This window comes from Mesorhizobium sp. USDA 4413 (assembly GCF_056280365.1).
The window spans coordinates 3,320,243-3,332,734 of the sequence record NZ_JBVPRP010000001.1 but is presented as its reverse complement, the minus strand read 5'-3'; the positions used below and the strand labels follow the sequence as shown (position 1 = coordinate 3,332,734).

The window sequence follows — 12,492 nt, the reverse complement described above, 5'->3', positions numbered from 1 at the left end:
GGCGCCTATGCGGCCCTCATTTCAGCCGGAAAAGGCAGCTGGCTCCTTGTTCCGAAAGGCCTTTTGGCCGATCACACCTGATGAAAACCGCTCACGTTTGGGTTGCTGGCTCTTCTTATTTCCGGCACAGGCGCTAGCTTTGCGTGACATTTCGATGACAGAAGCGTGACGGGCGTGGAAGGCGTGTTGCGTGGGGCCTGGGGGAAACAGAGTGGCAAGGATCAGGATAGGCGCGGCCAAGCCCGTGCCGGGTTTTTTGGAAGACGATCCGTCCACGGGCTATCTGCCCGGACGAACCTGGCCGACCGTACGTTACGGCCTGGCGACGCTTCTTGCCTCCGCCCTGCTGGTATTCGCGATCGAATGGATCGTGCGTGGCGATTTCTTCGGCACCGTCGATTTCTTCCTGCAGCCTTTCAAGCCGGGCTGGACCACCATCATCGTCTTCGCGCTGGTGCTGGTCGGGCTCGACGCCATAGTGGGCCGCAGCCATCAGAGCCTGATGATCGTGGCGCCGCTGACGCTGGCGCTTGCCTTTGTCGGCCACCAGAAGTCGCATTATCTCGGCGATCCGCTCTATCCGACGGATTTCCTGTTTGCGCGCCAGATCGTGGCGCTGATGCCCCTTCTGGTGCGCGAGCGACCGTGGACGGCCGTCATGCTCGCCGCGGCCATCATCGGCGGCCTGACGCTGCTCGTCTATTGCTGGCGGACCTGGCGCCGGCGTGTGCCGATCCTCAGCCGCAAGGGTCGCCTGGCGCGGCTGGCGCTTGCGGTACCGCTGCTCGCCTTCTTCGTCTCGATCATGGATTACGCCACCTTCTCGTGGACGCGCGACCGGCTGCAGATCATCCCGATCATGTGGGACCAGAAGGAGAACTACGCCTCCAACGGCTTTGCGCTGGCCTTCGCTATGAACGTACCGATGGCGCATGTCTCGGCGCCGCCCGGCTATTCGCAAAAGACGATGGCCGCTATCCAGCGCCCCGACGTCGCCGCTTCGGTGCCGGACGAGAAGCCGGATATCGTCGTGGTGATGAGCGAATCCTTCTGGGATCCGACGCAGCTGCCCGGCGTCAGCATCAAGCCCGATCCGATCCCGACAGTGCGCGCCTTGCGCTCGGGCTCGATGTTCTCGCCCGAATTCGGCGGCATGACCGCCAATATCGAATTCGAGGCGCTGACCGGCTTTTCCAACGCCTTCCTGCCGGCCGGCTCGATCCCCTACCAGCAATATGTGCGCACCCCGACGCCCTCGCTGGCGACCTTCCTGAAGAGCGAGGGCTACCGGGCGCGCGCCATCCATCCCGGCACCAACTGGTTCTGGAACCGGGGCGCCGTCTATGCCGATTTCGGCTTCAACGACTTCCGCTCGGAAGAGACGCTGCCGCCGATGGAGAAGCGCGGGCCGCTGGCTTCCGACGCGGCGATGACCGACGAGATCATCCGCGAGGCGGACGCCAGCGACGATCCGGTTTTCCTGTTCGCCGTCAGCCTGCAGAACCACGGCCCTTACGAGCCCTACCGCTACTCCAACCCGACGCATTCGGTTGACGCGCCGATCAGTTCCTGGGCGCGGGAATCGCTGCTTTCCTACGCCGAGGGCTCGGCCGACGCCGACCGCGGCCTGCAGCGGCTGATCGACTGGGCTAAGGCGCGCCAGCGGCCGACGGTCATCGCCTTCTTCGGCGATCATCTGCCCCCGCTCGGTCCCGTCTATGTCGAGACCGGATTCCTCAAGGACAATGTCGCGCCGCGCAAGGAACCGAGCGCCGACGCAGCGATCGAGCATCACGACACGCCGCTGATCATCTGGTCGAACCGGTCCGGCCCGGTGAAGAACCTGGGCTCGGTTAGCCCAGCCTTCCTGCCCTACCATATACTGACCACGGCCGGCATCACCCACCCCTACTACACCGGTTTCCTCGGCGCGCTGCGCGAGCATTACCGGGTGGTCGACCGCAACCTGCTCCTGTCGCCCGCGGGCGAAGCGACGCCGGACTGGGCGAGGCAGAAGCAGATCGATCCGAAGATCAACGATTTCCGCTTCATCCAATACGACATGATGTTCGGCAAGCGCCACTCGGCGCCGGACTTCTTCCCCGAGACGGTGAACAAGCTCGTCGCGCATACGAGCTGAGCGTAGTGGGGCCGCAAGCAACGCCGCGGCCAACTTGGTCCGCAAGTGACGAGCGCGGCTGGAGTGACGCCTCTGGAGCGTGAGACGACGGTCCGCTTTGAGGATGAGATCAATCGCTCTCGCTCGATCGATCGCCCGACGCCGCAAAATGAGCATCGCATGTTTAATCGAACTCGCTTGGGAACCAACTACGCTCGGCTGCGTTGCGGCCGATGGTCTGCTGAGCGGGAAGGGTGAATGCGTATCGGAAATTTCGGAGGCCCCGAGAGGTTCATTCCTCTGCCGCACGAGGTCTCAATTCTTCAATCGGCTCCTGATATCATCGAAAAGCTGCCGATCGCGATTTACGCTTGCGACGCGCGGGGGCGTGTCTTGTGGTTCAACAAGCGCGCTGTTGACCTATGGGGCCGGACGCCCTTGGTCGGGTCTGATAGCGAACTCTATTGCGGATCCCACAAGCTCTATTTCGACGGTCGCGAGATCGGCCGCGATGAAACCCCGATGGCTACGGTGTTGCGAACCGGCATTCCCATCAGAGGCGTGGAAGCTGAAGTGGAACGGCCCGACGGCTCGACGATCTGGGCGATGGTTCACATCGAGCCGGTTGAAGACGATGACGGGCGGGTCGTTGGGGCGATCAATTGTTTTCACGACGTCACGGACAGGCGTCGAGCCGACGACATCATGAAACAACAAGAGCAGCGGCTCGCCGCTACGTATCAGCATGCCGGAATTGGCATCGCCGAAGTCAATGAAAAAGGCGAACTGGCGCGCGTCAATGGCTATCTGGCCGGTCTTCTCGGCTATTCAGCCGACGAGCTGATCGGCAGATCGATTTTCGATCCGGCCCTGGCGGAAAATGTCGATGCCGATCGGCGACAATTCGAGCGCCAGGTGCGAGGCGAGATCGACAACTACCGTCATGAGAAGCATTTCATCTGCAAGGATGGGGCAAGAATCTGGGTCGCGGTCACCTCATCGAGTGTGAGAGACGCAAACGGCCGCTTCCTGCATGCGGTGCGGGTGCAGCAAGACATCACGGCGCGGAAGGAAGCCGAGGCAGCCCTGGTGCGGCACTTGGAGCAGCAGGCAGCGCTCTACGAGTTCACCGACAGGCTCCAACGAGCGGCGGATCTGGAGGAAGTGTACGATATAGCGCTTAGCACGATTGTGCAGGCACTGCACGCCGATCGCGCCTCCATACTTCTCTTCGATGAGCACGGCGTCATCAAATTTGCCGCCTCGCGGGGTTTGTCGGAGGCCTATAAGCAGGCGGTGGAAGGACATTCTCCCTGGTCTCAAGACGCGTTGGACCCTGAGCCGATCGCTATAGAGGATGTCGCACAAAGCGAATTACCGTCCACTCTCAAGGCCACCGTGCAAAATGAAGGCATTGCGGCGCTTGCGTTCATGCCCATCACGGCGCGAATGCGGTTGCTCGGCAAATTCATGACCTACTACGACCGCCCGCACGCGTTTTCGGACTCCGAGATCCAGTTCGGGCTGACGGTCGCGCGCCAGCTCGGTTTCGCGGTCGATCGGGTCCGGCTCGAAACTGCCCGGCAGAGGACCGAGCGCGCCGCGAGCCAGTTGGTTGCCATCGTGGAGTCCTCCCACGACGCCATCGTCAGCAAGGATCTGAACGGCATCATCAAATCGTGGAACGCCAGTGCGGAGCGCCTGTTCGGCTACACCGCCGAAGAGGCGATCGGCAGGCATATAACGATGATCATTCCGGACGACCGACTTGGCGAAGAACCGGAGATTATCGGCCGCATCCGCCGTGGCGAGCTTGTCGATCATTTCGAAACCCTGCGTCGCCGCAAGGACGGTAGCCTTATCGACATCTCGCTGACCATTTCTCCGATACGTGACAGTCAAGGCAGGATAATTGGCGCTTCCAAAATCGCCCGCGATATCACCGACCGCAAGGCGGCCGAAGCCAAACTGCGTGCCAGCGAACGGCAGTTGAGGGATCTGCTGGCGGCCATTCCGGCGGCGATCTACACGACGGATGCCGAGGGCACGATAACCTTCTTCAACGAGGCTGCCGTCGAACTGTCCGGGCGCGTTCCGCAGATCGGCAAGGACAAATGGTGCGTCACCTGGAAGTTGTTTTGGCCAGACGGCACGCCTCTGCCGCATGATCAATGTCCGATGGCGATAGCTCTGAAGGAGGGGCGCGAGATTCGGAACGTGGAGGCCGTCGCCGAGCGTCCAGACGGCGTGCGCGTTCCTTTCATCCCATTTCCGACGCCGCTCCGCGACGAGGCTGGCAAAGTTGTCGGCGGCATCAATATGCTCGTCGATGTCAGCGAACGAAAGCAGGCTGAGACCCAGCAGCGCCTGCTGTTCAACGAGCTGAACCATCGCGTGAAGAACAACATGCACATGCTGCAATCGCTGCTTAACCTGGCCGGCAACAGGACCGCCAACATCGAAGCGCGGCAGATCCTTCGCGAGGCGAGCACCAAGGTGGCAGCAATGGCAGCCGCCCAACAGGTGCTATACGGCACGGTCAATTCCACCGAGTTCAACGCGCGGGATTTCTTCCGCGCCGTTTGCGACACGATACGACAGACATCTCCCAACCAAGTCCGCATCGAGTACGAGACCGACGACGCGGAACTTTCCAATGACGTCGCCATGCCCTTGGCGCTCATCCTCAACGAGCTTCTGACCAATGCAATCAAATACGGGACCCGGGATGGATCTGGCCTGATTCTGGCCGGCCTGAGGCACGATGGCGAGGGCTTCGAAGCCTTTGTAGAAGATGGCGGCCCGGGCTTCGACATCGCAGCGGTTCGCGACCGCTCGTCGGGCTTGAAGTTGGTGCAAGGCCTAGCGCGGCAATTGCATGGTGAGTTCACCGTCACTGCGAGACCAAAGACACGGTGCAGCGTCCGTTTTTCACCGCGTCGACATCCCTCAAAGCTGCCGGATAATGTTCGATGACTGAATTTGCCACCTCGTCCAATCGCCCACCGGCGCCCCCGAAACCCATTCGCGCGGCCGAGCCGATCGGTGCAGCTCCGTCACCCCGTATATTGGTGGTCGAGGACGATTTCCTCATCTCGCTCGAGATAGAAAGCACCCTGGCCGGCGCCGGCTTCGAGGTAGTGGTCGTCGGTTCGGGCGAGGAAGCCTTAAACGTTGCAGCGGCGGACCGGCTGGACTTGGTCATTATGGACATGCGGCTTGCCGGCGCGATGGACGGCGTCGAGGCCGCCACTGAGTTGTTCAAGACTTACGGGTTGCGTTCGGTCTTTGCTACAGCTCACTCGGACCAGCATGTGCGCACTCGCGCAGCGGCTGCGGAACCCGTCGGATGGCTGGTTAAACCTTACTCTCCGGCTTCGTTGCTGGCGGCCGTCCAAGCCGCGCTAAGAGGCACCGGCAATTGAACCGAACCCAGCGGGCGAGGATGATTGGTCCCGAGGCGCTGCTTGCAATCTCCAAAGGGCCGTGGCGGCTCCATTCCGCCACCACCACCCCTACCCCCGTCAGTTGGTGAGCTGCAGCCTGGAGAACTTGTTGGCGATCGTCTGGAAGACGTTGGGGAGCTTGGCCGGGTCCTCGACGGCGTAGTAGTCGGTCGGATCGGACGCGCAGGCGCTGTAGAGCGAGCGGTTCGCCGCCGTGTCGGCTTGCAGCACCATGGTGTAGATCTGGACACCCTGGTTCTTCAGCTGGGTGCAGACATCCTTGGTCCAGCCGTCGACGTTGCGCGCCGCCGTCGTCTGATTGCTTGAGCCGAAACGACCGCTGGCGAGATAGCCATAAGAGGTGTAGTCCGATTTCTGCGGCGTGTTGCTGGCGCCGTAGACGACGTTCTCGCCGTCGGTCAAAAGCATCACCACCTTGGTGACGCCTGCCGTCTTGTAAGGGGATGCATCGGTGTAGGGCGGCTGCGGCGACAGCACCCGCTGGCCCCAGGCGAGCCCTTCCGACACGTTGGTGCCTGAGCCGTTCCATTCGCTCATTTGGCTTGCCGCCAGGCGCAGCTTGTCGAAGTCATCGGTCAGGGGAATGATCGGCGTCGGGCAGGCGCGGTTGGGGCCGATGGTAATCGTGCTGCCGGTCTCGGTAATCAGCTTGGTGGTCGAGGCGACATATTTTCCGATGATCTTCAGATCGGCGCTGAGCAGCGCATTGACGAGGCCGGAAGCCAGGCCGCTGAGGTCTATGCCCAGAATATTCTGGTTGAGCTTGCTGTTGTCGATCGTGTCGTCGAGATAGGAATTGTTGTAGCCGGTCGAGGAATTGCCGTAGGAGGCCGACGGCTTCTTGGCGATGTCAGGATCATCCGGTGCGAAATAGGGCACGAACAGCGTATCGGGCTTGGACGGATCCGGCGGCGTATCGGAGATGTTCAAAGCGCCCGGCCGGGCCTCGACGCAGCCCTTCCAGCCCGTGTTGTTCCATCCGCCCTTCTGGCCAAGCTGCCTGAACAGCGCCATATGGTTCGGCCGCTTGCCGCCGACGACCGGGAAATTGACGCCGTTGGTGGACGACTTGCCGTCCATGTCGATCCAGGACGGGTCGAACTCGGGGCCGTTGACGTTGACGGCTGTGACGAAGGGCACCAGCGAGGCGCGCACGGGACGGGTCGGCGACTTGACCGCTTCGAGATAGTCGAGCAGCGACTTGGTCGCGGTCCGGAGCGCGCTGATGCGCGCGCCGGCCATCGAGCCGGTGTTGTCCAGCACCAGCACCACTTCGAGCTGATTGTTGGATTCGACCGCGGACGCGTTGACGCTGATGTGCTTTTCGGCGCCAAACAGGAACGCGAAATTGAGATTGACGTCCGCCGAGGCGGTGGCCCTGGTCTTGACGAAGTTGACGCCCCTGTCGACCGTCAACGTGGCCTTGGCGTTGGACAGTTCGCCATGGCCGGCGATATTGGCCTGGAAATAACTGTTGAAGGCGCCGGCGCGCGTCGTCTCGGCGTCGCCCAGATGCGAGGAAGCGAGGTTCGCCGCGTCCAACGCGTTCTGCAGATCGCTTTTGGCCCGCATCAACGTCGAGACGTCGGTCGCAAACGCCACTGCGCCCAGCATGGCAGGCACGCCCACCGCCAGCATCAACGAGAAATTGCCTCGCCTTGAGCGCCAGAACCGCCTGAGAAGCATTCCCTACCCCCTGGAATTGCTCGATGGGATTGCCCGATCTTCGCTGCCTTGCGGCCCGCGTGCTTCTCATGCGCCTTTCTTGATAAACAGGTGGTTACAACCAGATACAACCCTTATATGGTGGTTAAAGCCCAATTACCGGAAAATCGATAGATCGAGCATCGGCTGGCGCTTGGCGTTTTTTTGAAGCTGCGACACATTGGAAACTCGCCCGGCGCCTTGCCGGCCTTGCCTTCCTGGCGAATTGCTATATAGACGCGCTCAATCTGCCGGTCCTTGCTGGGGGCTGAACGGAGGGCCGTGGCTTTCGAAGCCGCGACACGAAGCCAGAAGCGCTTCCCGCCTCCCGTGTCTCCGCTCTCGACCGTCTCGTGATGCTCCTTTCTTCCCCGCGCCTTGGCGACCGGGTCAGACAAGTTGCAGAGGCTTAGCCGCGAGGGCCGGTGAGAGAAACGAAGAAAGGCAGAAAAACATAATGGCTCTTTACGAACATGTGTTTCTTGCCCGGCAGGACCTGTCGCAGCAGCAGGTTGACGCGCTTGTCGAACAGTACAAGGGCGTCATCACGGCGAATGGCGGCTCGGTCGGCCGGATCGAGAACTGGGGACTGAAGTCCCTCACCTACCGGGTCAAGAAGAACCGGAAGGCTTACTACACGCTGATGGACATCACCTGCCCGCCGGCCGCGCTCAACGAAATGGAGCGCCAGATGGGCCTGTCGGAAGACGTCCTTCGCTTCCTCACCGTCAAGGTCGAGGCGCATGAGGAAGGTCCTTCGGCGATGATGCAGAAGCGCGAAGAGCGCTCCGAGCGCGGCGGCTTCGGCGACCGCGAGCGTGGCGATCGTGGCCCGCGTTCCTTCGGCGACCGCGACCGCGGCGACCGTGGTCCGCGTTCGTTCGGCGACCGCGAAGGTGGCGACCGTGGCCCGCGCCGTCCGCGCGAAGGCTTTGAAGGGGGTGCAGAATAATGGTCGACATCAACCAGATCCCGACCCGGCGTCCGTTCCACCGCCGCCGCAAGACCTGCCCGTTCTCCGGCGCCAACGCGCCGAAGATCGACTACAAGGACGTGCGTCTCCTGCAGCGCTATATTTCCGAGCGCGGCAAGATCGTACCCTCGCGCATCACCGCCGTCAGCCAGAAGAAGCAGCGCGAGCTCGCCAAGGCGATCAAGCGCGCCCGCTTCCTCGGCCTGCTGCCCTACGTGGTCCGCTAAGCTCTGGAATCCGAAGCGGGGCGGCTGGCCGCCCGCTTCCACCTTCCGGCGGCGGGCGCCACGAAGGTTTGAAAGTCAAATCCCGAGTTGGGGCCGATAGCCTCTAACTGCCTAAACAGGCAGGACAGCGACAAGAGCGGCGACGCCGCGCCAAGCTTCCTGACCTGTTCCAATTCATTCAGCGCCGATCGAACGGTCGGCGCACAGACGAAGGAACGAAACCATGGAAGTCATTCTCCTCGAGCGCATTTCCCGCCTCGGCCAGATGGGCGAGACCGTCAAGGTCAAGGACGGGTTCGCCCGCAATTTCCTGCTGCCGCAGGGCAAGGCGCTGCGCGCCAACGAAGCCAACAAGAAGAAGTTCGAAGGCCAGCGCGCCCAGCTCGAAGCCCGCAACCTGGAGCGCAAGTCTGAAGCCTCCAAGATTGCCGAGACGCTCGACGGCAAGAGCTTCATCGTCGTGCGCTCGGCCGGCGAGACCGGCCAGCTCTACGGCTCGGTGTCGACCCGCGACATCGCCGAGCTGCTCACCGCCGAAGGCTTCACCGTCAGCCGCAATCAGGTCGAGCTCAACCAGCCGATCAAGACCATCGGCCTCTCCAATGTGGCGATCGCGCTGCATCCGGAAGTCGAGGTCACCGTGACGCTCAACGTCGCCCGTTCGGCCGACGAGGCGGAGCGCCAGGCCAAGGGCGAGACGCTGACCACCGCCGAAGCCATCTATGGCGAGGACATCAACGACAATGCCCGGCCGGAGAATTTCTTCGACCCGAACGCCGAATTCGAAGGCGGCGAAGAGAACGCCTGATCTTAGGCCGGATCTCTGGGCCCGGTCTCTGGGCCCGGTCTCTGGGCCCGGTCTCTGGGCCCGGTCTCTGGGCCCGATCGCCGGGCCTGACCGGCACAGTTTCCGAGGCATCGCTTCGGCTCGCACATGTCCAGGATTTCTGGACCAACGCCCGGGTCTCAGACCCGGGCTTTTTTGTGCCAAATGGAACTTTTCGACACCCTATATCTTGTGCACATTACAGCGTGGCGCGTCGATTGGACGCGGGATGACGCGCTGCACTTTCGATCCGGCATATTCCAGTCCGATTACCGGGTGATCCGACTGAGGGGACATTTGGTCATGAACATCCTGTTGAAACACGTTCTCGAACGCCTGGTGCGCGTCGGCGACCTCAAGGTGACCGGCCCGAAGGGTACCACGCACAAGTTCGGCGACGGCAGCGGCGAGCCGGTGCATATCCATATCAAGACCTCGCATGCCGAACGCGCCATCACCTTCGACCCGATGCTGGCGGTGCCCGAAGCCTATATGGACGGCGAGCTCGATGTGCTCGAGGGCGGCGTTCTCGGGCTGATGCGCATCGCATTTCAAAACATGGGCTCGAGCGGCATCGACGTCACCTGGTCGAAGGCGATCGAGGGCCTGCGCCACGCCTTCCGCCGGCTGCAGCAGATCAACACCGCCTCACGCTCCCGCCGAAACGTCGAGAGGCACTACGACCTGTCCGGTGAGCTCTACAAGCTCTTCCTCGACGAGGATATGCAATATTCCTGCGCCTATTTCGAACAGCCCGATATGACACTGGACGAAGCGCAGCTTGCCAAGAAGCGCCACATCGCCGCGAAGCTGAGGCTCAAGGCCGGCCAGACCGTGCTCGACATCGGCTCCGGCTGGGGTGGGCTGGGCCTCTATCTCGCCAAGGCCTTCGACGTCGACGTGCAGGGCGTGACGCTGTCGACGGAGCAGCACGGCGTCTCCACCGACCGCGCGCATGCGCAAGGCTTGCAGGACCGGGTGCATTTCGATCTCAAGGATTACCGTCATATCAACGAGCGCTTCGACCGCATCGTCTCGGTCGGCATGTTCGAGCATGTCGGCGTCAACCATTACCGCACCTTCTTCGACAAGGCCGCGACGCTTCTGAAGCCGGACGGCGTAATGCTGCTCCACACCATCGGCCGCTCCGGCGTGCCGTGGGCGACCAGCGCCTTCATCCGCAAATACATCTTCCCCGGCGGCTACATCCCGGCGATGTCGGAAGTGCTGCCGGCGATCGAGAAGTCGGGCCTGGTCGTCACCGACATCGAGATCCTGCGGCTGCACTACGCCGACACGCTCAAGCATTGGGGGGCGCGCTTCGCCGTCAACCGCGACAAGGCGAAAGCGATCTATGACGAGCGCTTCTGCAGGATGTGGGAGTTCTATCTCGCCGCCTCGGAGGCCGCCTTCCGCTGGCAGGACCTGGTGATCTTCCAGTTCCAGATCACCAAGAAGAACGACACGCTGCCAATGACGCGCGACTATATGGCCAAATGCGAGAAGGCGCTGGAGCTGCGCGATATCGGCCACAAGGAGCCGGCGGCGCCTGCGCCAGCCAAGCCGACGCGTCGCCGCAAGGCGGTGGAATAGACGCGCATTGCCGCTTGCCATCGCGGCCTGACGCCCCGAAAAAGGTCTCGTTCGCGAGACCTTTTTCATGACCTATCTCATCTATACCGCAGCCGCCCTTGCCGAGATCGCCGGCTGCTTTTCCTTCTGGGCATGGTGGCGGCTGGATAAGTCACCGCTCTGGCTTCTGCCCCGGCCTCGCCTCGCTGGCGCTGTTCGCCTTGCTTTTGTCGCTGGTCGAAACGGACGCGGCGGGCCGCGCCTATGCCGCCTATGGCGGCATCTACATCGCCGCCTCGCTCGGTTGGTTGTGGCTGGTCGAGCGCACGCGCCCCGACCGCTGGGATCTGGCCGGCGCCGCGCTGTGCATTGCCGGCGCCTCCGTCATCCTGCTGGCGCCTAGAGCATGATGCCGAAAAGTGTGAAGCGGTTTTCGGACGACATCATGCTCTATCTCTTCAATCCTAAGGGGGCCTGAGGTGGAATTGCCCGCCCCACTCCGGCAAGGCGTCGACAGCCTGCTTGAGAAAGTGCCCCTGCCGGTGCTGAAGCAGGCCGCCAGGACACTCTCGGAGCGCTATCGCGCGGAGCTGCGCGACGGCCGCCTGCATATGGGCGAGGACATGGCGGTCAAGGCCTATCTGGCGACGCGGCTGCCCGCCACCTATGCCGCGGTCCGCGCCAGCCTCATTGCGCTGGCCGATGTGCGACCGGATTTCCATCCCAAGACCTTGCTCGACATCGGCGCCGGGCCTGGCACCATGCTTTGGGCCACGGTGGATGCCTGGCCGGAGCTGGAGCAGGCGATCCTGGTCGAAGCAAGCGCCGCGGTGCGCAAAGTCGGGCAGTCGCTTGCGGCCGGCACGATCGCGGCCCGCGCCGAATGGATCGCCGGCGACGCCACCATCGATCTCGACGGACTCAAGCCCGCCGATCTCGTCAGCATCGCCTATGTGCTCGATGAGGTCGCACCGGCCTCGCTGCCGAAGCTCGTCCACCGCCTCTGGCAGCTGACCGCCGACATGCTGCTTATTGTCGAGCCCGGCACGCCCGCCGGCTGGCAACGCATCCTTGCCGCGCGGCAGCAACTGATCGAAGCCGGCGCACATATCCTGGCGCCCTGTCCGCACCAGGCGCCCTGCCCGCTCAAGCCGCCGGACTGGTGCCATTTTTCGCGCCGCGTCGCCCGCTCGCGCCTGCATCGTCTCGTCAAGGAAGCCGACGTGCCTTGGGAGGACGAGAAATTCATCTATCTGGCCGCGTCCCGGCAGCCGGCGCCGGTTCGCCCGGCACGGGTGCTCGCGCCGCCGAAGGGCGGTTCCGGCAAGGTGGTGCTGAAACTCTGCCAGCCGGACGGCAGCGCCGGCGAGCAGTTGCTCAGCAAGCGCGACGGGAATGTCTTCAAGGTCTCACGGCGGGCCGACTGGGGCGATACGCTGGGATAGGAATTTTCTTGTTTTGTTCTCGTTCGAAGCGCTATCTTCGGCCTCTTCGATTCGAGTCAATGACGATTCTTTCCACGAGAAAATTTTGCTGTGAATCGCGAGTATCAAAGTCAGTCAGAATCTTACTGTTGCAGAAAGGTCAGCACCCATTTGTCTCGT

Annotated in this window: 9 protein-coding genes and 1 pseudogene; 9 read left to right on the top strand and 1 reads right to left on the bottom strand. The window is 62.6% G+C overall.

Translation table 11 applies throughout. From position 1 onward, the window contains the following. The first annotated feature begins 211 nt into the window (after window positions 1-211). From ACVMIM_RS15890 to ACVMIM_RS15880, 3 genes are all read left to right on the top strand, one after another. On the top strand, window positions 212-2,140 hold the full coding sequence (locus ACVMIM_RS15890) for an LTA synthase family protein (protein WP_476113094.1): 1,929 nt from the start codon (window positions 212-214) through the stop codon (window positions 2,138-2,140). 237 nt (window positions 2,141-2,377) lie between these two features. Continuing rightward, entirely contained in the window at window positions 2,378-5,095 is a 2,718-nt protein-coding gene (locus ACVMIM_RS15885; RefSeq protein ID WP_476113092.1) for a PAS domain S-box protein, read from the top strand. Then, window positions 5,092-5,544, top strand: coding sequence for a response regulator (locus ACVMIM_RS15880; protein WP_476113090.1), 453 nt, complete (start codon window positions 5,092-5,094; stop codon window positions 5,542-5,544). The genes ACVMIM_RS15885 and ACVMIM_RS15880 overlap by 4 nt, the downstream gene beginning before the upstream one ends. 99 nt (window positions 5,545-5,643) lie before the next feature. Here the strand turns inward: ACVMIM_RS15880 and ACVMIM_RS15875 are convergent, their stop codons facing one another. Then, entirely contained in the window at window positions 5,644-7,272 is a 1,629-nt protein-coding gene (locus tag ACVMIM_RS15875; RefSeq protein ID WP_476113088.1) for a pilus assembly protein TadG-related protein, read from the bottom strand. Window positions 7,273-7,747: 475 nt separating this feature from the next. Here ACVMIM_RS15875 and rpsF point away from each other — a divergent pair, with 475 nt between their 5' ends. The 6 genes and pseudogenes from rpsF (at window position 7,748) to ACVMIM_RS15845 (ending at window position 12,333) form a co-directional block, all read left to right on the top strand. Further along, on the top strand, window positions 7,748-8,242 hold the full coding sequence (gene rpsF / locus ACVMIM_RS15870) for a 30S ribosomal protein S6 (protein ID WP_041001949.1): 495 nt from the start codon (window positions 7,748-7,750) through the stop codon (window positions 8,240-8,242). Continuing rightward, window positions 8,242-8,490: a 30S ribosomal protein S18 gene (gene rpsR, locus ACVMIM_RS15865; RefSeq protein WP_006203718.1), complete on the top strand. Its 249-nt coding sequence runs from the start codon at window positions 8,242-8,244 to the stop codon at window positions 8,488-8,490. The genes rpsF and rpsR overlap by 1 nt, the downstream gene beginning before the upstream one ends. Before the next feature lie 223 nt (window positions 8,491-8,713). Continuing rightward, entirely contained in the window at window positions 8,714-9,298 is a 585-nt protein-coding gene (gene rplI, locus ACVMIM_RS15860; protein ID WP_476113086.1) for a 50S ribosomal protein L9, read from the top strand. Between the two features lie 321 nt (window positions 9,299-9,619). Continuing rightward, window positions 9,620-10,909 carry a class I SAM-dependent methyltransferase gene (locus ACVMIM_RS15855; protein WP_476113084.1) on the top strand — a complete coding sequence of 430 codons (1,290 nt, stop codon included), beginning with the start codon at window positions 9,620-9,622 and terminating at the stop codon, window positions 10,907-10,909. A gap of 67 nt (window positions 10,910-10,976) precedes the next feature. Further along, a pseudogene (locus ACVMIM_RS15850) lies at window positions 10,977-11,298 on the top strand (YnfA family protein). Between the two features lie 69 nt (window positions 11,299-11,367). Continuing rightward, on the top strand, window positions 11,368-12,333 hold the full coding sequence (locus ACVMIM_RS15845) for a small ribosomal subunit Rsm22 family protein (RefSeq protein ID WP_476113082.1): 966 nt from the start codon (window positions 11,368-11,370) through the stop codon (window positions 12,331-12,333). The last annotated feature ends 159 nt before the right edge of the window (window positions 12,334-12,492 follow it).